At 41.1% G+C, this 21880-nt stretch carries 18 protein-coding genes; 15 read left to right on the top strand and 3 right to left on the bottom strand.

The features are described 5' to 3' along the window. Positions 1-13: 13 nt before the first annotated feature. Together H5183_RS14940 and tldD are read left to right on the top strand one after the other, a co-directional pair. A complete protein-coding gene (locus H5183_RS14940) occupies positions 14-823 on the top strand; it encodes a carbon-nitrogen hydrolase family protein (RefSeq protein WP_149982687.1) in 810 nt (269 codons plus the stop codon). Continuing rightward, positions 820-2259 (top strand): metalloprotease TldD, encoded by a 1440-nt coding sequence (gene tldD, locus H5183_RS14935; protein WP_182732056.1) that lies wholly within the window; start codon positions 820-822, stop codon positions 2257-2259. Before H5183_RS14940 ends, tldD begins: the two co-directional genes overlap by 4 nt. A 93-nt stretch (positions 2260-2352) precedes the next feature. Here tldD and H5183_RS14930 read toward each other — a convergent pair whose 3' ends face one another. Together H5183_RS14930 and gorA are read right to left on the bottom strand one after the other, a co-directional pair. Further along, positions 2353-3180, bottom strand: a complete 828-nt coding sequence (locus H5183_RS14930) for a mechanosensitive ion channel family protein (protein WP_149982654.1) — start codon at positions 3178-3180, stop codon at positions 2353-2355. 186 nt (positions 3181-3366) lie between these two features. Next, the gene (gene gorA, locus H5183_RS14925; RefSeq protein ID WP_182732055.1) at positions 3367-4728 is read right to left on the bottom strand and encodes a glutathione-disulfide reductase; all 1362 of its coding nucleotides are present in this window, start codon (positions 4726-4728) and stop codon (positions 3367-3369) included. A gap of 131 nt (positions 4729-4859) precedes the next feature. Between gorA and prlC the strand changes: the two genes are divergently transcribed. The 5 genes from prlC to H5183_RS14900 all read left to right on the top strand — a co-directional run bounded on the left by prlC (position 4860) and on the right by H5183_RS14900 (position 11658). Next, positions 4860-6911 (top strand): oligopeptidase A, encoded by a 2052-nt coding sequence (gene prlC / locus H5183_RS14920; RefSeq protein ID WP_145238693.1) that lies wholly within the window; start codon positions 4860-4862, stop codon positions 6909-6911. Between the two features lie 126 nt (positions 6912-7037). Next, positions 7038-8219, top strand: a complete 1182-nt coding sequence (locus tag H5183_RS14915) for a two-component system response regulator (RefSeq protein WP_182732054.1) — start codon at positions 7038-7040, stop codon at positions 8217-8219. Positions 8220-8276: 57 nt separating this feature from the next. Further along, entirely contained in the window at positions 8277-9032 is a 756-nt protein-coding gene (locus tag H5183_RS14910; RefSeq protein ID WP_145238699.1) for a class I SAM-dependent methyltransferase, read from the top strand. A 121-nt stretch (positions 9033-9153) separates the two neighbouring features. Next, positions 9154-11079 carry a methyl-accepting chemotaxis protein gene (locus tag H5183_RS14905; protein WP_145238702.1) on the top strand — a complete coding sequence of 642 codons (1926 nt, stop codon included), beginning with the start codon at positions 9154-9156 and terminating at the stop codon, positions 11077-11079. A gap of 105 nt (positions 11080-11184) precedes the next feature. Beyond that, a complete protein-coding gene (locus tag H5183_RS14900; protein WP_145238704.1) occupies positions 11185-11658 on the top strand; it encodes a peroxiredoxin in 474 nt (157 codons plus the stop codon). A gap of 108 nt (positions 11659-11766) precedes the next feature. Here H5183_RS14900 and H5183_RS14895 read toward each other — a convergent pair whose 3' ends face one another. Further along, positions 11767-13893, bottom strand: coding sequence for a S8 family peptidase (locus tag H5183_RS14895; protein WP_182732053.1), 2127 nt, complete (start codon positions 13891-13893; stop codon positions 11767-11769). Positions 13894-14217: 324 nt separating this feature from the next. On the opposite strand from H5183_RS14895, the gene H5183_RS14890 reads away from it, so the two are divergent. The 8 genes from H5183_RS14890 to H5183_RS14855 all read left to right on the top strand — a co-directional run bounded on the left by H5183_RS14890 (position 14218) and on the right by H5183_RS14855 (position 21875). Beyond that, a complete protein-coding gene (locus H5183_RS14890) occupies positions 14218-15402 on the top strand; it encodes an NAD(P)/FAD-dependent oxidoreductase (protein ID WP_182732052.1) in 1185 nt (394 codons plus the stop codon). Positions 15403-15657: 255 nt separating this feature from the next. Further along, entirely contained in the window at positions 15658-16308 is a 651-nt protein-coding gene (locus H5183_RS14885; RefSeq protein WP_182732051.1) for a hypothetical protein, read from the top strand. 121 nt (positions 16309-16429) lie between these two features. After that, positions 16430-17230, top strand: a complete 801-nt coding sequence (locus H5183_RS14880) for an NUDIX hydrolase (protein ID WP_182732050.1) — start codon at positions 16430-16432, stop codon at positions 17228-17230. A gap of 413 nt (positions 17231-17643) precedes the next feature. Continuing rightward, positions 17644-18834: an RNA ligase RtcB family protein gene (locus H5183_RS14875; RefSeq protein ID WP_182732049.1), complete on the top strand. Its 1191-nt coding sequence runs from the start codon at positions 17644-17646 to the stop codon at positions 18832-18834. Beyond that, positions 18831-19481, top strand: a complete 651-nt coding sequence (gene prfH / locus H5183_RS14870) for a peptide chain release factor H (protein WP_182732048.1) — start codon at positions 18831-18833, stop codon at positions 19479-19481. The genes H5183_RS14875 and prfH overlap by 4 nt, the downstream gene beginning before the upstream one ends. Before the next feature lies 1 nt (position 19482). Continuing rightward, positions 19483-19812, top strand: a complete 330-nt coding sequence (locus tag H5183_RS14865; protein ID WP_259397330.1) for a low molecular weight protein tyrosine phosphatase family protein — start codon at positions 19483-19485, stop codon at positions 19810-19812. 151 nt (positions 19813-19963) lie between these two features. Continuing rightward, the gene (locus tag H5183_RS14860) at positions 19964-20608 is read left to right on the top strand and encodes an RNA ligase family protein (RefSeq protein WP_259397329.1); all 645 of its coding nucleotides are present in this window, start codon (positions 19964-19966) and stop codon (positions 20606-20608) included. A 1-nt stretch (position 20609) separates the two neighbouring features. After that, positions 20610-21875: an AAA family ATPase gene (locus H5183_RS14855; protein ID WP_182732047.1), complete on the top strand. Its 1266-nt coding sequence runs from the start codon at positions 20610-20612 to the stop codon at positions 21873-21875. Positions 21876-21880: the final 5 nt, after the last annotated feature.

Here is a 21880-nt window from a genome sequence, read left to right as displayed (position 1 = left end):
AACGATGCAAGCTATGATAGTCGCTCTACAAATGTGCTCCGGGCTGTGTGCTGATGGCAACATGAATCAACTTAGACAACAGTTAACTACGCTTCCTGCAATACGCCCGTTACTGGTGTGTTTACCTGAAAGCTTCTTGGTGTTTGCTAATAGCGGCCATGAAACACTTGTTGTAGCAAAGCAAAGTGATGTTTATCAACAACAATTAAGTGAGTTATGTCGCCAACATGATATTTGGCTAGCAGCAGGTACTGTGCCTATTGCCACAGAGCATGACAAATACTTTGCAGCGTCTTTGCTGTTTAATGAGCAAGGTGAAGTGCTGGCCCAGTACAATAAAATGCATTTATTTGACGTTGATGTTGCTGATGGGACTGGTGCGTATCGCGAGTCTAACTTCACCGAAGCGGGCAGTGACATTGTGGTGGTCGATTCACCGTTTGGTAAAATAGGTCTTACAGTATGTTATGATCTACGCTTTAGTGGCTTATTTAGTGCTTTGCAACGAGCCGGGGCAGAGGTTATTTTAGTGCCTAGCGCATTTACTACCATAACAGGTGCAGCTCATTGGCAACCGTTATTAACGGCCAGAGCGATAGAGACGCAAAGTTATGTGATTGCTGCTGCGCAAGTAGGGCAACACGAAAATGGTCGCGCGACATACGGCCACAGTATTATTATTTCTCCTTGGGGCGACGTCCTCAGCGAGCTTGCAAATGGCATTGGGTTTATTGGTTGTCAGCCAGATCTAAACCGCTTACACGCCATTCGTCGAGATATGCCAGTGCAATCTCACCAACGATTTAGAGAGCATTTATTATGAACACGGTTGAACAGCATTTATTACACGACAGCCAGCTAAATCGAGAAGAACTCGAAAAAACGCTTGGTTTTATTCATCAGCATAAAGTTGATTACGCGGATCTTTACTTTCAATCTAGCCACCATGAATCATGGGTGCTTGAAGATGGCTTAGTAAAAGAAGGATCGTACAACGTTGAACGCGGCGTCGGCGTACGCGCAGTTAGTGGCGAAAAAACCGGTTTTTCGTACTCTGATGCAATTAATTTAGAAGCACTTAACAAAGCCGCAACCGCTGCGCGCAGTATTGCCGAAGCAGGTGAAAGTAAAGCCATTCAGGTATTTAGTGATGTAGCAGCAAAACAGCAGTTTGCACCACTGCAGCCGATTCAAAGCATGAGTGATACCCACAAAGTAAATTTATTACGTGAGCTTGAAAATTATATTCGTGAGCTTGCTCCTGACGCAGAGCAAGTTATTAGTTCTATGTCTGCGGTGTATGAAGAAGTATTGATTGCGGCCAGCGATGGTACATTTGCCACCGATATCCGCCCATTGATCCGTTTAAATTGCTCGGTATTACTTGAAAAAGACGGCCGCCGTGAACGCGGTGGCGCAGGTGGTGGCGCACGTTTAGATTATGGTTACTTTAAAGAACTGGTGGATGGTAAACCCCGTTGGATGGAATACGCAGAAGAAGCCGTACGCCAAGCAAAAGTAAACCTTGAAGCTATTGACGCTCCAGCGGGCACGATGGAAGTGGTACTTGGCGCAGGTTGGCCAGGAGTCTTACTGCATGAAGCCGTAGGTCATGGCCTAGAAGGCGACTTTAACCGTAAAGGAGCCTCGGCATTTAGCGGTAAAGTGGGCCAAAAAGTCGCATCAGAGCTGTGTACTGTAGTTGATGACGGCACCATTGCCGATCGCCGTGGTTCACTTAATGTGGATGACGAAGGTACGCCTGCAGCGTACAACGTACTTATCGAAAACGGTATTTTAAAAGGCTACATGCAAGATAAAATGAATGCGCGTTTGATGGGTGTTAACCCAACTGGTAATGCGCGCCGTGAGTCATACGCGCATTTACCTATGCCACGTATGACCAATACTTATATGTTAGGCGGCGAGCACAGCCAAGCCGATATTATTAGTACAGTTAAAAAAGGTATCTTCGCCCCAAACTTTGGTGGCGGCCAAGTAGATATCACTTCAGGCAAGTTTGTATTTAGTGCCTCAGAAGCCTACTTAATTGAAAACGGCAAAATTACTCGGCCAATCAAAGGCGCCACATTAATTGGTAACGGCCCTGAAGTTATGCAGCAAATATCTATGGTTGGTAACGATCTTGCGCTGGATAAAGGTGTGGGTGTGTGCGGTAAAGACGGTCAAAGCGTCCCTGTTGGCGTTGGCCAGCCAAGCTTGAAAATAGATAACTTAACAGTGGGTGGCACCGCTTAATTTTTGTAACTGCTATTGAGCTGTAAAGAAAAAAGCTTAGCCCCTGATGGAGCTAAGCTTTTTCTTTATTGATTGATAACTAAGTGCTTAAACTTAGTTTTTTAACTCACTTTTTGCAGCTTCGTTATACCAAAGCTCCATAAAAAAAGCGGTTAGCTTATGCTCTATTTCTAGCGCCTTGTCAGTTGGGCAAAATAGCGTAAAGCTGGCTTTAAACTCGCCCAACTCTGTGGTACTAAAGTGTATTTCAGGCTCAGGGCCAGAAATTTTTGCATCTAATTTTCTTTCGATAATCGAATTATAACGACCAGCCACATCTTGAAACTCTTCACAATATTGCTTCGCTTTCGTGGTTAGAGTTTCGTAAATTGGATACGGATTAAAACTTTCTTTACGCACAATACTAAAGTGATGAGTGGTAAAACGTTTTACAAAGTTTAAGTTTTTAATCGGGTTAGTGATCAGTTTATTATTCGGAATATAAATAGTTTTGCGAGAAAACTGATAGGTGTGCATGTCAATTTCATGCATGGTGGTTTTGATCCAATCAGTTTCTGCTATTTCACCATAATATTCACCAACCTGAACCCAGTCGCCAACCCGAAACGGACGGGTAGTGACTAAATAGAAAAAGCCAATTATACATTGAATAAACTCTCTGGTCGCAAATACAATAGCCACTGCAAATGCCGCGATCGACAGCGCAAAGTTCTGGATTTCAGTAGACCATACAAATAGCAGTAATAGCACCGTTGCTAGGTTAATAGAGTGCTTAATATTGTGCGAAATATAGCGAATATCTTTTTCTTTTTTTTCTGCTTTATGGCGCGCAAATCTGTCAACCAGCGCCTTAAGAGTAAACGCAATAGTGATCATTGCTAGTGAAATAAGTACCGGATGGAGCAGTAAATCTTTGTTCATAAATTCCTAATTGATGGAGCGTTAATAAGAAATAACACGCGACCATACTAACTAAATTTTGCAGATTTAACCACGGTAGAACAGTAATAAAGGGGCTAGGGCGATCAATTGAGAAGGGATACAGCGATAAAAAAAACCTTGCAGCGTTAACTGCAAGGTTTTATCTTTTTAGCCTTTAGCCTTTAGCTAGCGCATAGTAACAAACTCTTCTGAGCCAGTTGGGTGCAGCGCAACAACGGCATCAAAATCTGCTTTGGTTGCGCCCATTTTCATAGCTACTGCAAAGCCTTGGATCATTTCATCAACCGCAAAACCTAAGCCGTGTAAGCCTACAACTTTCTCGTCAGGGCCTGCGCAAACTAGCATCATGTTACATGCTTGGCGGTGCTGAGTAACCGCAGTGTACATAGCAGCAAAGCTTGATTTATACACTTTTACGTTCTCGTTGCCGTACTGCGAAATTGCTTCTTGCTCAGTTAAACCAATGGTACCAATTGGCGGGTGGCTAAATACCACGGTAGGAACTAAGCTGTAATCCATTTTTAAATCATCTGGCAGGTCTTTATTGAACAAACGCTCTGATAAAGTACGGCCTGCTTTTACTGCAACAGGGGTAAGCTCTATACCGCCTTCGATGATATCACCCACAGCATAAACATTTTTAGCCGTGGTATTTTGGTACTCGTCTACCTTAACGTAACCGCCTTCGTTTACTTCAACACCCGCTGCGACTAGGTTAATCTTATCAGTCGTCGGTGTACGGCCAATGGCCCAAATGACTTGATCAACATTTTGACTGTAGCCATTTTCAAAGTGGATAGTTAAGCTGCCATCGCTTTCTTTAACTACTTCTTTTGGTGAGCATTCGGTATGCAGCGTCGGGCCTTCTTTGGCCATAATATCAACAAGGGTGTCGATGATGTATGGGTCAAAGGTGCGCAGTGGTTTATTTTTACGAACAAATAAATGGGTTTCTGTACCTAGGCTATGTAGTACACCGGCAATCTCTACCGCGATATAACCGGCACCAACAACGGCAACGCGTTTTGGTTGTTCATTCAGCTCAAAAAAGCCATTTGAATCGATGCCGTGTTCAGCACCTGGTATATTTGGAATGCTAGGGCGACCGCCTACGGCCACTAAAATATGATCGGCGGTGTAGTGCTCGCCGTCTACTTCGACTGTTTTACTGTCAATAAATTTAGCGAAGCCTTTAATAACTGTTACGCCGTTTTTAGCAAGGCCATTATCGTAACCTTTATGAATGCGGCCAATATAGGCTTCACGGCTTTCTACTAGTTTACTCCAGTTGAATTCTTTTACTTCAACATTAAAGCCGTAATCAGGGGCGTATAAGTTAATTGCTTCAGCAACTTGAGCGCCATGCCACATTACTTTTTTTGGTACACAACCTACATTTACACAGGTTCCACCCATATGTTTTGCTTCAATTAGTGCCACTTTCGCGCCACGCATTGCTGCACGGTTAGCTGACGCTATCCCGCCGCTGCCGCCGCCAATCGCAATGTAATCAAAATGCTGAGCCATCTTTAGTCCTCAAGTTTATATAAAACGTATTTCTCTGATAATAACACATGGCAGACCCGTTAAAAGCCCCTTGTATTTCGAGACGTACGCCCCAACTTAAAAATCATATTCGAAACGATTTGAGAGCTAACATGAGCGATTTACAAAATAACCCACTAATAGGCCTTGAAGGCTTACCACCGTTTTCAAAAATTAAGCCAGAGCATGTTGTGCCGGCGCTAAAAGCGGGTATTAGCGAATGCCGCGCTAAAATAGACGAAGTGCTGGCTAATAAATCATTCACTTGGCAGGACTTAGTGTTACCTCTTGAAGAAGTTGACGATAAATTATCGCGAATGTTTTCTCCGGTATCGCATATGAACTCCGTAGTTAATAGCGATGAATTACGTGAAGCGTACGAACAATGTTTACCACTTATCTCAGAGTATTCAACCTTTGTTGGTCAACACCAAGGGTTGTATGAAGCCTACAACGCACTACACAACAGTGATGAGTTTAAAACGTTAAGTACGGCAGAACAAAAAACTATTACTAATGCATTGCGTAGCTTTGAATTATCGGGCATCGCCTTGGCGCCTGAGCAGCAAAAGCGCTACGGCGAGATCAGCGCACGTTTATCAGAACTTGCGGCTAAATTTGGCAATAACGTGATGGATGCCACATTGGCTTGGCAAAAGCACATTACTGATGAAAGCGAACTCGCAGGTTTACCTGAGTCGGCGTTAGCGTTAGCGGCAGATACAGCAGCAAGCAAAGAATTGGACGGCTGGGTATTTACCCTTGATTTCCCGTCTTACTTACCGATCATGACTTATGCTGATAACCGTGAATTACGCGAAGAGACGTATACGGCATTTGCAACACGCGCATCTGATCAAGGCCCACACGCTGGTCAGTTTGATAACTCTGAGATCATGAGTGAAGAACTCGCGCTGCGTCATGAAATTGCGCAACTATTAGGTTTTGCCAGTTATGCTGAAAAATCATTAGCCACTAAAATGGCTGAAACGCCAGAGCAAGTATTCTCATTTTTAGAAGACTTAGCCGCTAAATCTAAACCACAAGCTGAGCAAGAGCTCGCTGAGCTGCAAGCTTACGCCAAAGAAAAACATGGCATTGAGCAACTCGCTGCGTGGGATTATGGTTATTACGGTGAAAAGCTTAAGCAAGAGAAATACGCAATATCAGACGAAGTACTGCGCCCGTATTTCCCCGCAGATAAAGTACTAAGCGGCTTGTTTGAAACAGTAAATCGTTTATTTGGTATTAGTGTTAAAGAGTTAAAAGACATTGATAGTTACCATAAAGATGTACGCTTTTTTGAAATTTACGACAGTAGCAATACTCTGCGTGGCCGTTTTTATCTTGATTTATACGCGCGTGATCACAAACGCGGTGGTGCGTGGATGGATGACTGCATGGGTCGCAAAGTACGCGCCAATGGCGAGTTACAAACGCCTGTAGCGTATTTAGTGTGTAACTTTAATAAAGCGGTAGGCGATAAGCCTGCACTGTTTACTCATAATGAAGTCACCACTTTATTCCATGAGTTTGGCCATGGTATTCACCATATGCTAACCCAAGTTGATGCCGCGCCAGTTGCGGGTATTAATGGTGTTGCATGGGATGCCGTTGAGCTGCCAAGTCAGTTTTTAGAAAACTGGTGTTATGAAGAAGAAGCACTTAACTTTATTTCAGGTCACTATGAAACGGGCGAGTCATTGCCTAAAGAGTTATTGGATAAACTACTAGCAGCTAAAAACTATAACTCAGGCATGCAAATGCTGCGTCAAATCGAGTTCTCGTTATTTGATTTTAGAATTCACAACGATTATCAAGCGGGTGAAGAATGCCAAATTCAAGCGCGTTTAGATGAAGTACGTAGCCATACATCAGTTGTTAAAGCACCAGAGTTTAACCGTTTTCAACATGGTTTTAGCCATATCTTTGCTGGTGGTTATAGCGCAGGTTATTATTCGTATAAATGGGCCGAAGTGCTCTCAGCTGATGCGTTTTCCAAATTTGAAGAAGAAGGTATTTTTAACCCAGAAACTGGGCAAGCCTTTATGCAGCATATTTTAGAAAAAGGCGGCAGTGAAGAGCCAATGGAGTTGTTTAAAAACTTCCGTGGTCGTGAGCCAAGTGTCGATGCACTATTGCGCCACAGTGGTATTGCAGCTTAAGCACTACGTATATTTAATCTTGAAAAGCGCCGTTTGGCGCTTTTTTACTATTTAGAGTAATAAATTGTCGCAAAATCAGGGCTCCGTACTATGCTTTTTTAAGTAATTAATAAAAAGGAATTGGGCATGACAAAACTGGTACTGGCGATTGATGATGATAAATATGTTCATCGTGTAATAGAGGAATCATTAGCGGGGTTTTGTCAGTTAATTCATGCTAAAAATGGCGAAGAAGGTTTAAGGCAAGCTTATAAATATAGCCCTGACATTATTTTATTGGATGTTGAAATGCCGGGTAAAACAGGCTACGAAGTGTGTCGTGAGCTGAAAAGTAATGAGCAAACCAAAGATACTCCAGTGATGTTTTTGTCGGGTAAAAGCGAATTACCAGAACGTGTTAAAGGTTATAATGCCGGTGCTGCCGATTACATTGTAAAGCCCTTTAATGCAGAAGAATTAATGGCGCGTATTCGGGTGTTGTATCAATATCGTCAGCATTCTATTAAGTTAAAAAATGATGTTGCGCGCGCGCAGAGCACTGCTGAAATCGCCATGACTGACTCCGGCGATATGGGGCGCATAATGCGTTATGTTGGGCAAACCTATCACGCCCATGATGTGCAATCATTATCGGCCTATTTTTTTGAATTCTTCCGACCGCTGAATCTCGATGTGGTTGTGGCATTTTGGTATCAAGATGTAGGAGTTGTGTGTACTGATGACGGTGGTGTTTGTCCGTTAGAGCAAGAGTTATTAGAAAAGCACCGTTACTCTAATCGCTTTGTTGATTTTAGTAGTCGTACTATTGTTAATTATCCTAAAGTGTCTATTTTAATTAAAAATATGCCTTTAGATGATGTTGTGCTGTATGGTCGCTATAAAGATTTATTCCCGCATATTTTGGAGGTGACCAATGCCAAAATTCAAGATATGGAAGTAAAGGAAATGGCGCTAGCCCAAGCGCATGCGGTTGGTAATGCTTTCAATGAGCTTTCTTCGCAATTATTTGTCAGTAGCGAGGCGCGTGAAGAAACCGTAGCTAAATTGACAACTCAGTTATCTGAATTACGTGCACTTATGCAGCAAGATCCCACTTTTGCTGCGAACCAAGCGTTGGCATTGCAGGTTGAGCAATTAGAGCAAACACAATTACAGTTAACTATCTTGAATGATGACTTGGCTTTTATTAAGCATCAGCTCAATCACATTATTGAATCGCGCAGCGAATTGATAGAAAGCTTGAGCAACACAGCCGCGTCAGAGCACTCTCAAGACGTTACTTCGCAAACTGATATTGAGCTATTTTAGTGCTATAGCGTTAAGCAATTGATATACTTCGCAAGCTATTTACGGTCGGAGTTTATTTTGGTTATACAGTGTCCTTTTAAAGAAGTACGTCCTTATCTTAATGAAATTGAGCTGCGTTTTGGGCTCGCTGAGTGGGCGGCACAAAGCGAAGGCTTTTCACTTCATTATGATGATCAAGGCTTAAGCTTACGAAAAACCGATGAACCAAAACTTGGCGCTATTAGCGTTGACTTTGTAACTGGGGCTGTTGCTCATCGGCGTAAATTCGGTGGCGGTAAAGGGCAATCAATTGCTAAAGCGGTGGGTTTAAATAAAGGAGCGACCCCCGTTGTTCTAGATGCGACCGCAGGGCTTGGCCGTGATGGTTTTGTGTTAGCATCACTGGGTTGTAAAGTGATTTTACATGAGCGCCATCCGGTTGTTGCAGCATTACTTTATGATGGTTTGCAACGTGCTTATAGCGATAATGAAATTGGTCCGTGGATGAAGCAAAACATGAGCCTAGTGTTTGGCTCAAGTCATACCTTACTCGCGCAATGCGAAAGTATGCCAGATGTAGTTTATTTGGATCCAATGTTTCCACACCGTGAAAAGTCAGCACTGGTTAAAAAAGAAATGCGGGTGTTTCAAGACTTGGTTGGCGCAGATAATGATGCTGATGACTTACTCGCATTTGCCTACCCACTGGCTAGTAAGCGAGTGGTTGTTAAGCGGCCTGATTATGCACCATTTTTAAATAATCAGACGCCTAGCATGCAGATTAAAACCAAAAAGAATCGCTTTGATGTGTATGTCAAAGCCGCCATGGTGTGAGGCTTTATTCGTATTTTTTATTTTTGTTCCCATAAAGTTATAAGAGTTTCATATCGATTTTCATTAAACTGTCATAAATAGTTAATAGTGTACGCGCAGTTACCCAAAGGAATTTAATTTCATGCGCGTGTCATCATTCACTCGGTTGCTGGCTATTTTGCTGGCATTGGCTAGCCTGCTGTTAGGCGGAACCTTGTACTGGGCAAGTCAAACCTTAGTTAAACTCGAACAACAAGACCAATCTTATAATCAATTAAAAAATAAAATACTCGTTGATTTAAAAGGCTTACTAGAAGATTACTTAGCACAGGGCGATAGTCAGTATTTAGGGAAAGCGTCGGATTTAATTAGCCAAGTAAAAGACACCCAACTTGCTATTTTACCAATTGATTTAAAACAACAGTTAGATCTGCAATTAAGCCAACTCGATACTGATATAAAAGGTAAGTATCGTGCTTTAGGTAAACTGTCAGGTAATGAAACAGCATTACTTGATAATGCACTTAGGCAAATGGCGGGCTCAGCTTCTTCTTTAATTGGTTATGCTAACAAAGCAGGGCAACAAAATACTAACGCTCAGGCTTATTATCAGCTTGGCAGTGATTACTACCGCGAAGTGACAAATTTGTCGTTGTTTACTTATCAGCTAATGCTTAGTTTTGATCAAGACACACAAACCAACTTACAACAAAGTATTGCTAACTTAAACCGTTTAGCAAAGCAGATTGACGAGCTTGAAAACTTGGGCGTTATGAGTGAAGTTGATGAAGATAGTTTGTTTATAGATGAAGAAGCCGAAGATTTAGCAGGTGAAATTAAGGCTGAGCTAAGAAGCTGGCCGAACCGCTACCCACGTGATTTAGAGAACACCATTGCACAAGCTCAGCAGCGTCAAACAGGCATACAGGCTCTGCGCAAACAGATCAGTACACTTTCTGACACGGTGATAAATGCTGAGCAGCAACTTAAAATTCAGCAAGGTACGTTAAAGCAGCGAGTATTTGTAGTGTTTTGTATTGCCATTGGCATGTTGGTTGTATTGGCTGTTGGTGTTTACTTTGTACAGCGAAATCAAGTATTAACCCCGCTTCGTCAATTACGTGATGGCTTTGCATTTTTAATCGAAAGTAACGAATTAAAAAATATTGAAAGTAGTAACTCAAAAACAGAAGTTGGTGAAATAGCTAGTTACTTTAACCAGTTAATTGAGCGTCAACGGTTAGAGGCTGAAGAGCGTGCACAAATGCTCAAGGTGATTAACGATTTTATGCAAGAAATGAGCGAGCATCTACATACGATAAGTCAGCAAACAGATGCCAGTCATCATCAAGTTGAACAAAATCAAGAATTATTGGCTGATATTCAACATATTGGTGAGCAAGTAAACGATATAAACGGCAAAGTAGCAGATAACGCCAAGCATACGTTTTCAGCAATGGAGCAAAGTTTAGGGTTTGCCCAAAACATGCTCAGTGCTAGCTCAAATACACAACAGCGGGTGGAGCAAGGTTTACATAGCTTGCAAGAGTTGCTCAGTGGTGTACAAGATGTAGGGAAAGTTATTGAAGTGATCCGCAATATTGCAGATCAAACTAATTTGCTGGCACTCAATGCTGCGATCGAATCAGCGCGCGCAGGTGAACATGGCCGTGGTTTTGCTGTGGTTGCAGATGAAGTGCGCAAGTTAGCTCGGCAAACACAAGGTTCGCTGAGTGATATTAATAACCAGCTCAATCTATTGAGTGAAAACTCAACTATGGTGTCAACGCAAATATCAGCATTAGCTGATGATGCTCAATTGCAAACCGATAATGCCCAAGAGCTGAAACGAAACTCCGAAGGGGTAGCTCATAATGCACAGGATGCTAATAAAGTCGCTTTTGATGCCATGGAGTTGGCAAAGCAGCAAAACTCATTGTTAGAGAACTTCAGCCAGTCAATGCAAAGTATGAAAGGGCAGGTGAGTGAATCCAGTTTATTAGTGGCTGATATTCATCAGCGTTTACAGCAGCAAATGCATACTATTCGCAGTAGTTTAGGATTGTAACTTTGCTTGCAAAGGCACAATTACTCGCAACTCGATGTTAGGGTTGGTTGCGCTTTTGTGCTATTTTGGTGTTGTTCAAAACCCATCACTTTAAAAGGAAATATCATGATTTCTCAAGGTCAAACATTACCAGCCGTTAGTCTTACACAGCTTACTGACGACGGTATGCAAACACTTACCAATGAAACACTTTTTGCAGGTAAAAAAGTGGTGTTATTTGCAGTGCCAGGCGCGTTTACACCTACGTGTTCAAATGCACATTTACCTGAATTTATTACTCTAGCAGATAAAATAAAAGCCAAAGGCGTTGACGCTATTTACTGTGTATCAGTAAACGATGCGTTTGTAATGAAAGCATGGGGTGAGCAACATAATGCTCAAGCAATCGAGATGCTTGCCGATGGCGATGCTAGCTTTACCAAAGCACTTGGTTTAGATAAAGACACTGCTGCATTTGGTGGTGTACGCTCAACGCGTTATGCAATGATTGTTGAAGATCAGCAAGTCACAGGTTTATTTGTTGAACAAGATAAAGAGTTTGCAGTAAGTCGCGCAGAAGCGGTACTTGAAAAGCTTTAAAAAAGAGCTAAAAAAGCCGAACTTTCATTCGGCCAAAGTTACCAAGGGAACTGGCAAATAGCACTTATAGGCATAGAGTTTAATACAAACCCTATGCCTTATTGCTAATTAAGGCTGGTATTGTGCGTCAAGCGTTAAACCGGCAAAGGTTTTATAAGCATTCACACTCATGTGCCAAGTTCCTGCTTGAGGATTGCTAAACGTACATGTCTCTGCGTTACCGTTTTTATATGGGCGGCAATCATAGCTAGAGCCTGTTGGTTGGCTGCCAAACTTAACAAATAAATCTGCATCACCTGAGCCACCAGACGTTGTTACGGTAAAGCTTGCCATTCCTGCTGGAACATCAAGGGTATAATGTTTCCATTGCCCTGCATTAGCTGAAATATCAGACACAGTTCCACCACCTGCTTGTGGATTACCTGTGTTACCAGAGGTTGTTAAATTACCAACTAAACTCACGCCTGAGTAAGCCGAGTAACCACGTACCATCACATGATATGTACCAGCAGTTGGGCTGTCTATAGAGCACTCTTCGCTGTTACCCCCTTTATACGGACGACAATCATAAGTTGATGTAGTGGGTTTACTACCTGAGCGTACATATAAATCTGCATCACCCGTTCCGCCACTCATAGTGAAAGTCACATTAGTTGCGCCACTTGGTACAGTCATTGTATAAAAAGTATCACTACTCGCAGCGCCACTTAGGCCCGTTTGAGCTTGGCCATCAAGTAACTCATTGCCGCCAACGGGTGGTGTAGTACCACCGCTTGCAGCAGCAACTGCGGCTGCAGCGTCAACAATACCAGTACCACAGTTATTGCATGTGGCAGGGAATGAGCGAGTGCTTGATTTTAATATGCTTTCAATTTCATCAGGCGTTGCAGTTGGCTTTGCTTGTTTAATAAGAGCAGCAACACCAGCAACATGAGGTGCTGCCATCGATGTACCTTGTGAGTAATGATAGCTGTCACTAGAAGGGCTTGATGAACCTGAGTTATGTGTAGATAAAACACCTTCTGAATCATTAGCAAAGCTTTGCGCACCACCAGGTGCTGCAACATCGATAGATGTACCATAGTTTGAGTAGTAAGCTCGCCCACCATTACGACCAACCGATGCAACATTTACTACGCCATTACAGTTACCAGGGTTATAGTTGTTAGCATTGTCGTTATCATTACCTGCGGCAATGACAATTACAGTGCCGTTATTACGTGCTTGGTTAATCGCGTTTTGTGTTGTTGAGCTACAAGAGCCGCTGCCACCTAAACTCATATTGATGACATCAGCAGGGTTAGCATTAGCAGGTACGCCAGAAACTGACCCGCCTGAAGCCCAAATAATACCGTCGGCAATATCAGATGTTAAACCACCACATTTACCAAGTACGCGTACCGGAACAACTTTAGCATCATAAGCAACACCAGCAACACCTTCGCCATTATTCGTAACGGCTGCAACAGTACCTGCAACATGGGTTCCGTGCCAGCTTGAACCTTGTGCACTGTTATTATTACCACACTCACCGGCAGATACTGCATCACCTGGATCGCGTGCATCACTATCGCGTGCGCCGCCGTCATTTGCGACAAATGTATCCGAAATCATATCGTAGCCAGGTAAAATATTGGCATTAAGATCAATGTGTGGACGATAACCAGTATCTAATACTGCCACTGTTACACCGCTACCTGTTGCGGTATCCCATGCAGTTGGAAGGTTTAACCCGCCAGCTTGCTCATAGTAATGCCATTGGTCGTCATAACGAGGGTCGTTAGGAGTTGCAAATGGTTTTAACATCTGGTCGATTTCAATGTATTCAACATTGCCTGAAGCCATTACTTCTTGCATATATTGTTGGGCTTCGTCAGCGCTTAGTTTTTTATTTGCACGCATAACATGATGATTGTCCAATGCCATTGCACGGATATATTGCGCCTTAACTTTTCCTTTTTTACTGGTAAAGTTTTTAACAAAGCCTTGGGCCTTTTTATTCATCATTTGTGGGCTAGTATCAGCAATCGAAAATGTTGCCATATCATTACTATTATTTTTATACTTGATGATAAAGCGTGTACCGAGAGGAGCTTGGCTTTGTAGTTTTGTTGTTATGTCAGCAATAGATGGTGTTATTGCTTCGCTAGGATTTGCCATGCTTGATGTCGCTGCAAATATCGCGCTCACAGTAAGCGCTACAGCGCATTTTTTAAATATTTTTCTTGTTGTCATAATTATCCCTAGATTGTTATTAAGCTTCACGATGAATTGTCGTGAAGGGGAACAAAAGTAAATGATCTGTTAAAATAGTTAAAATAACGTTTTATTATTAATGTCTCTATTTTAGTTATATCGGGATGTTTATATGGCTAAATACGATTTTATGACTTTTATTATGCCGTTACAGTGGTTATAAAGTATTAATTAATTTGTAGACTGGCGAGGTGAACATTTATTTTTTCACACTTTGTTGTTAATAATAAAATAGTGAAATACCGCTCAGTTTGTACTTTTAAATTTGCTACAATTGCAAAAATTTCCTCATGAGATGAACAAATGACCCAAGTAGATGTAATAGTGATCGGTGCCGGAGCCGCAGGTTTAATGTGTGCAGCACAAGCAGGATACCGTGGCCGCAGTGTTACAGTGCTTGATATGGGCAAAAAGCCTGGTCGTAAAATTCTCATCAGCGGCGGCGGACGTTGTAACTTCACCAATGAAAACGCCAGCCCTGAAAACTATTTATGTGGTAATCCACACTTTGTAAAATCGTGTTTAAGCCGTTATACCCAGCATGATTTTATTGAGCTGGTGGACAGACACGGTTTGGCGTATCACCATAAAACCCTTGGGCAGTTATTTTGCGACAATAGCGCACAAGATATCGTTGATATTTTGCTAACTGAGTGCGAGTGGGCGGGTGTTAATGTTGCGCTGCGTAACGAAGTGCTTAGCGTTGAAAAAACCGCTACTGGCTATCTAGTGATCACAGAACAACAGTCATACAGCTGTGAGTCACTCGTTGTTGCCGCTGGTGGCTTAACCATGCCAAAACTAGGCGCAACACCAATAGGGTATAAAATTGCTGAGCAATTTGGCTTAAAAGTATTACCGACCATGGCAGCACTTGTACCATTTACCTTGCACCAACATGATAAGGACCGCTTTGAAGGGTTATCGGGTATTAGCGTGCCATGTATCGTCAGCAGTGAAGACGGCACAAGTTTTAAAGAAAACATCCTATTTACTCACCGTGGTTTATCAGGCCCCGCTATATTACAAATCAGCTCATTTTGGCGAGCAGGGCAAGCAGTGACTATAAACCTGTTACCAGAGCTTGATTTAACAGAGCAATTAGCAACATGGCGAGAAACCCAAGCACAAAAATCATTAAAAAATAGCCTAGCGACTATTTTGCCAAAACGCTTTATTGAAATACTGCATGAGAGTAAAGCTATTCCAGATTGCAATGTAAATCAGCTCACCCATAGCCAAATTGACGATCTAGCTAATTACATTCATAACTGGCAAATTAAACCCAACGGCACCGAAGGTTACCGCACAGCGGAAGTAACTCTAGGCGGTATAGACACCGACGAACTTAGCTCAAAAACCTTTGAAGCGAAAAAAGCCCAAGGGCTGTACTTTATTGGTGAAGTAACCGACGTAACCGGTTGGCTAGGCGGCTATAATTTTCAATACGCGTGGAGCTGCGGCTTCGCAGCAGGGCAGTATTGTTAGCTTGTGCAGAGACAATAAAGTTTGCCCGTAGTGAGATATGCTACAACATGCTCATTTTCTCTAGCTGATTTAAGGTTATTGATAATGAGCAGTTGCATAATTCTTATTACATCCATTTTCAAACAAGAGTTTGAATATTTGGTCAATGCTAAGAAAAATAATAACATAGTGTTAATATTAGGAACTTTGTAGCGCCTATGTGGTCATATTAAATTAGTGTTATAGGGAACACTTATTGTTTAGGGAACAAATATTGTGACAACGTGGCGCTGGCCTTTTATTATTTCATTACTGCTCCACGGGATAATTTTTTCAATATTAATGAGTGTTAAAACCCCAAAATTTGTAGCGATAGATACTCCCCCAATTAAAGCATACATGGTTAGTATGGCGTTGCCTAAGTCATTGCCTACAATAGAAAAGAAGAGCAACCAGCACGACGAAGCCACGCTGTTGAAAAAGCTTGAAAAACCAATTATTCCTGCTGCAAACACGATTGTAAAAATTAAAAAAACAATAAAGCCTGTAACGCCCAAGGCACAAACAGACTCTAACAGCTATAAAAAAATAGACCTTAAATTAGGTTTAAAGAGCATACTAAAGCAACAGCAAAATACATTCCCATCAACACCTCCAACGTCACAAGCTTTAGCACAACCACTGCGTATTACTGTGCCAAAGGAGCACCAGCAAACCAGCATAGACCCATTAAAAGTTGAAAAGCAAAGCATGCAATTAACTATCTATCGCCTCGGAGATAACTGCTTTAAAAAGGTATCGATAGGAGCTGGTGTAATGCCAAAAAGTGACCTACCAGATAGTTATTTAGTAGGCACCACTTGTGCTAAAAAAAAAGTAACCGACGCCTACGATCAAGCAATGAACAAATGGTTAGATAAAAAGTGACTACTGTGCGGAAGTCATTAGAAATAAAAAAGGACAGGCGCAATTTTTGGGTATCCAGAATACTGACAACCGGTTTCACCGACTGAGTGTAATATGTTGCTTCTAATAATAAGTAATTAAGATGGGAGCACAACAATGGTCATTTCATCAATTTAAAGTTGGAACTATGAATAAGTCGAAAATTATAATAGATGATTGCAGTGATATTGAGGATTTTGAAGTCGTAATTTCTAGCTCTGAGCTAAATTTAACTCCTTATGAAAACAACCTTAATAATATATGGGATGAAGTACTTGAAGAGTCTAAAAACAGCGGTGTTGAAGTATGGGATGGGCTTTATTATCGGTTAGAAAATATTGCAGAGTTGAAAAGTGGCTCAATGCAATTAAGGCTAAGTACCGTACGATATTCAACAGTCCGTTCGTTGATGAAATTAAGTCGAACTCATGACTTAGATGACAAGTACTTTCCATATCATATAAACACAGGGGCTTTGATATCAACAAAAGATGATTTTTTTGTTTTTGGAGAAAAAACCAATAGTAATGATGATAAGTTTATTGATCTTATTGGTGGGGGATTGCAGAAAGATGAATTAGCAGTCCATACCGCAATTGATATTAGAGATAATATTTTAAAAGAAGCGTTTGAAGAAGCTAATATAACTCAAGAGTTTGTTGAGCTAATCAACTTAAATTCAATCGTACTGACCAATACAATGAGCATATTTATTATATTTAACATTAAGTTAAATATAAATAGGGAGCAGTTAGCTATAGAGTTTGATAACCGAACAGATGAGGAATTATCCGGCTTACGGTTTTTTGATAAAAATGAGATTAACCAATTCAGCTCAAATAAGAATGTATACTCTTACCTCACCATCGTCCCTGACTTAATCGCAAAGTTTCCTGCTAATTAGTGAATAGTTATTTTATTATGTTTGTACTGCTGAACCTCTTCGTTTTACAGCTCTCGTATAACTACACAGATATAAAACATAGGAATACATAAAACACGCCATAATTTTTGTTTGCTTTATGTTCAAAAACTGATTAACATGCGCTCGTTCAATTGTTCAGCACTTACCCTAAGTGTTGGATTCATCAACTAACTGTGAAGGAGAAAATACTATGACAATTACATCAACATCCTTTGCAGGTCTTATCCGATAAGAAACTTGTTACTTAAACACGCTTTTATATATTAAGTACATTTAGGTAAACATTGCGTTTAAACGCGTTCCTTTCGTTTGATTTCAAAATAGATCCAGACCTGCCAATTCGTATTTCGTTTTAATCCTATTTTTCTAACAAAGAAAAAGGAATTGGTATTATGGGCAAATCCGTCCAAAAAATAACTGATAAAGTTAGCCTTATTGCGTCTGCTGATACGTGGATTGAGGGGCTGGCGATACAGCAACTGATCAAAACATCAGAGCTAAATGGTATGCAGCGCGTTGCGGGCATGCCTGATTTACACCCAGGTAGAGGGTATCCTATCGGGGCTGCATTTTTCACTACCAACAAAATTTACCCTGCATTAGTGGGTAACGATATTGGCTGTGGTATGGCGCTGTGGCAAACCACAGCAAAAGTAGCAAAAGTAAATCTAGATAAACTAGCCAAAAAATTTACACATATTGAGCTGCCACTTGATGAAAGTTGGTTCTCAATCATAGAAAGTAGCAAAGCGGCAAAAAATATTACTACCAAGGGTTATGATAGTGCCTTGGGCACCATTGGTGGAGGTAATCATTTTGCTGAGTTTCAAGCTATTGATGAGATATACAATCAAAGTGCCTTAGATGAGTTAGGGCTAAGTAAAAAGCATCTTCAATTATTGGTTCATTCAGGCTCGCGTGGGTTAGGGCAATCAATATTGGTTGAACATATAGCGGGTCATAATCACGATGGCTTATGTGAAAATGATGCTGACTTTAAAGATTACATGAGCAAGCATGATGAAGCGGTGCGCTTTGCAGAGCTTAATCGTGAGTTGATTGCTAAGCGGTTTTTAGAGGCTATACGAGCAAATGGTGAGTGTAGCTTAGATATTAACCATAATTTAGTATCGGCTAAAAACATTGACGGATGCGCTGGCTGGTTACACAGAAAAGGTGCAACACCGAGTGATAAAGGTTATGTAGTGATCCCAGGCTCTCGTGGTGATTACAGTTATCTTGTAAAGCCTGTATTTACAGAGTCGAGCGATAATGACTTAGCAGTGCAGGAAAGTATCAATACTAGTTTATTCTCACTTGCACACGGCGCGGGGCGAAAATGGCAGCGCGGTGAATGCCATGGCCGATTAGGTCATAAATATAAGCGCGAAGATTTATATCGTACAGCGTTAGGTAGCAGAGTTGTTTGTGGTAACAAGGAGTTGTTATACGACGAAGCTCCCCAAGCGTACAAAAAATGTGAAACGGTTATAAGTGACATGGTTGATGCAGGGTTAATAGAAGTGGTTGCTAAGTTACGACCTGTTTTAACCTTCAAAACAAATGGAGGTTGCTCATCATGATATTACTGCAATTATCAGCAGGACAAGGACCTATTGAGTGCTGTAAAGCTGTCAGTTTAGCGTTAAAAATGATTAAAAAACAATGCCTCGCACAATATATAAAACTTGAGATTATTGAGGCTATTAGCGCAACCGAACGAGAATGTTTAAAGTCGGTTTTATTGCAACTTGATTCAACAGCCAATAGCGCGGCTAAGCAATTAGCTCAGTCATGGCAAGGTACTATGTTGTGGGTATGTCAAAGTCAGTATCGGCCTAAGCATAAACGTAAAAACTGGTTTTTTAGCGGGCAACTGTTCGATATTGATGAAAGTAAGCTTGATAAAGGCGTAACTTTTCAAACATGTCGCGCGTCTGGCGCTGGCGGTCAACATGTTAATACCACTGATTCAGCGGTCAGAGCCACCCACACAGCAACGGGTATTTCGGTACGTGTTGAGAGTGAGCGCAGTCAACATGCCAATAAGCGTTTAGCGAGAGTGCTGTTGTTTCAAAAGCTAGAGCAACTAGCGTTGGATAAAATGACTCAGCAAGAAACAGTACGTTGGCAACAGCACTGGGAAGTTGAGCGCGGTAATCCTGTAAAAACATTTACTGGTGAAAAATTTGCTTTAAAACATGACTGCTCAGTTAATGAAGGAGCATAAAGTGACAAATGTACTTTTCATTTGTAGTCGCAATCAATGGCGCAGCCCAACGGGTGAGCAAGTATGGAAAAATCACCCAGAGCTCGCTGTTAGCTCAGCAGGCACCAGCCCTAATGCAAAGAAAACGGCAAATGCCAAAATGATGCAGTGGGCTGATGTCATATTTGTTATGGAGCAAAAACACAAAAATAGACTTAAAGCGCAATTTGGACATTTATTAACGTATAAAGATATTCAAGTATTAGATATTGCTGATGAATACCAATATATGGATAACGAGTTAGTAAGTATTATAAAACAAAGCGTTGGCAGCTATTTAGCGCTAATGTAAATTGAAGTAAGAGGGTAGAGCAATGTAATTCCATCTCAGCACTGCATGTTTAACTTTTGTCTTTTCAGTATTGAAAGGGCAGACATACGGTGCTTATAACTATTAGAAATTGAATTTAACAGTCAATCATAATATTTAAAATTGGAATTACATGATGAAAATTAAATACCCTCGCACCCCACATTTACCTTGGTCACCGGGTGCAACAGATGATGATATACACCAAGGTAATTTAAGCTGCTTTGCAAATAAGCAAGTTGTTGTTACTGAAAAAATGGATGGCGAAAATACGACTATTTACAGTGACTTTGTACATGCTCGTTCGATTGATAGTCGTTTTCACCCATCAAGAACATGGGTAAAAGCGTTGCAAGCGGAGCTAGGCTACAAAATTCCGCAAGGATGGCGTATCTGTGGCGAAAACCTATATGCAAGGCATTCGATTAGCTATGAATCATTAGCTAGTTATTTTATGGCATTTTCGCTATGGAACGAAAACAACGAATGCTTAAGTTGGCAAGACAGCAAACAGTTTTTTGCACAATTAGGGCTGATCACTCCAAAAGAGTTGTATGTTGGCTTATGGTGCGAAAAAACAATAAAAGACATAGTATTGGATACTCAATACCAAGAAGGCTATGTGGTTAGGCTTGCTGATGGCTTTCATTATTCACAGTTCAAAGAAAGTGTCGCGAAGTGGGTGAGAAGCAACCATGTGATCACCGATAAGCATTGGATGCATGCTGACGTGATCCCTAATGGGTTAAGCACTAAAAATACAAAAAAGGGAGGTTAAGATGAAAAAATTAGCCACTTGGTTAGACAGTTTAGCTTTAAATCATTCACCAGATTTTGCTGAGTGTGTAGAGTATTTGGGAGATGTGTTCCCTTTACTGTATCAGTTTGCTGACACTGAGCAAGACAGTATCTGGCATGCTGAAGGTGATGTTGCCATTCATACTGATATGGTGTTGAGTCAATTGTATGAAATACTAGTCAATGATGCTGAACATATAAAAGGCGCTCAAAGGCAGGTATTGATCTTATCTGCTTTATTGCATGATATTGCTAAGCCAATCACTACAAAACGCAAGCAGATAGAGGGGGGGGAGCGTGTAGTTGCACCAAAACATGAGGAGGTAGGTGCAAATTATTTAGCGATTAAATTACTTGAGCTACCCCTTGAGTATAAAGCAATTAATAACATTATCGGATTAGTAGGTTTTCATCAAATGCCAAAACGTTTGGTGATCAAAAACCAAAGTTACAGTGATTACCTGCACCTTTCTTTAAATGCTAATTTAGAGTTACTTTATTGGCTCGAACTAGCCGATATGAAAGGGCGAACATGCACAGATTTAGCGCAACAAATTGATTTGTTGGAACAGTATAAAATGTTTGCGCAAGATTATAAATTGTGGAGCGAGAGTGAGGCAACTCACTCAATTTTAAAGCCTATTCAGGTCAAATCTTCACGTGCAGAACAAACGTATTTAAATGGCTATGCTATTCGTCAGCTGGCAAATGGTCAAATTAGTATGGTTGAAGAAGCCCTAGCGAAAAATTATCAAGGTGCTTTAGAGTACAGCCATCTTTATGTGATGTGTGGCATTAGCGGCAGTGGTAAATCTACTTGGATTGCACAAAACCTAATAGGCTTTGAAGTTATTTCATTAGATGATATTCGTGAAGAGCTTAATGGGAAAAGGCATTGCCAAAAAAATCGAGGACAAATGTTACAGTTAGCTAAATCGCGATTAAAAACGGCATTAGCAAATAAGCAAAATATTGTTTGGGATGCGACCAATTTTCGTAAAGACTTTAGACAAATTATTTGTGATCTTGGGCTAAATTACGGCGCTTTAATTACGATTGTTGCTCTGCAAGTTAAAGAAAGCACACTACGTAGTCAAAACAAAAGTAGAAAGCATAATGTGGGTGATGACGTTATTACTAGTCAGTTAAATAAGTTTGAGTGGCCTTCAGTTACTGAAGGTCACAGAATGCTTATTATTGGCGAAAAAGGAGTAATTTTGTCTGAATACGGCTCCTTTTTTTATTAAATTAA

This window comes from Pseudoalteromonas sp. SR44-8, from assembly GCF_014163635.1.
Taxonomy (GTDB): domain Bacteria; phylum Pseudomonadota; class Gammaproteobacteria; order Enterobacterales; family Alteromonadaceae; genus Pseudoalteromonas; species Pseudoalteromonas rhizosphaerae.
This window is presented reverse-complemented; position numbering and strand designations above follow the sequence as displayed.

Excerpts from the sequence above, each read along its gene's own strand:
- H5183_RS14895 (WP_182732053.1), bottom strand. The coding sequence starts at position 13,893 with ATGACAACAAGAAAAATATTTAAAAAATGCGCTGTAGCGCTTACTGTG.
- H5183_RS14855 (WP_182732047.1), top strand. The coding sequence starts at position 20,610 with ATGAAAAAATTAGCCACTTGGTTAGACAGTTTAGCTTTAAATCATTCA.
- H5183_RS14860 (WP_259397329.1), top strand. The coding sequence starts at position 19,964 with ATGATGAAAATTAAATACCCTCGCACCCCACATTTACCTTGGTCACCG.
- tldD (WP_182732056.1), top strand. The coding sequence starts at position 820 with ATGAACACGGTTGAACAGCATTTATTACACGACAGCCAGCTAAATCGA.
- prfH (WP_182732048.1), top strand. The coding sequence starts at position 18,831 with ATGATATTACTGCAATTATCAGCAGGACAAGGACCTATTGAGTGCTGT.
- H5183_RS14915 (WP_182732054.1), top strand. The coding sequence starts at position 7,038 with ATGACAAAACTGGTACTGGCGATTGATGATGATAAATATGTTCATCGT.
- H5183_RS14905 (WP_145238702.1), top strand. The coding sequence starts at position 9,154 with ATGCGCGTGTCATCATTCACTCGGTTGCTGGCTATTTTGCTGGCATTG.
- H5183_RS14940 (WP_149982687.1), top strand. The coding sequence starts at position 14 with ATGATAGTCGCTCTACAAATGTGCTCCGGGCTGTGTGCTGATGGCAAC.
- H5183_RS14900 (WP_145238704.1), top strand. The coding sequence starts at position 11,185 with ATGATTTCTCAAGGTCAAACATTACCAGCCGTTAGTCTTACACAGCTT.
- gorA (WP_182732055.1), bottom strand. The coding sequence starts at position 4,728 with ATGGCTCAGCATTTTGATTACATTGCGATTGGCGGCGGCAGCGGCGGG.
- H5183_RS14890 (WP_182732052.1), top strand. The coding sequence starts at position 14,218 with ATGACCCAAGTAGATGTAATAGTGATCGGTGCCGGAGCCGCAGGTTTA.
- H5183_RS14880 (WP_182732050.1), top strand. The coding sequence starts at position 16,430 with ATGGGAGCACAACAATGGTCATTTCATCAATTTAAAGTTGGAACTATG.
- prlC (WP_145238693.1), top strand. The coding sequence starts at position 4,860 with ATGAGCGATTTACAAAATAACCCACTAATAGGCCTTGAAGGCTTACCA.
- H5183_RS14875 (WP_182732049.1), top strand. The coding sequence starts at position 17,644 with ATGGGCAAATCCGTCCAAAAAATAACTGATAAAGTTAGCCTTATTGCG.
- H5183_RS14930 (WP_149982654.1), bottom strand. The coding sequence starts at position 3,180 with ATGAACAAAGATTTACTGCTCCATCCGGTACTTATTTCACTAGCAATG.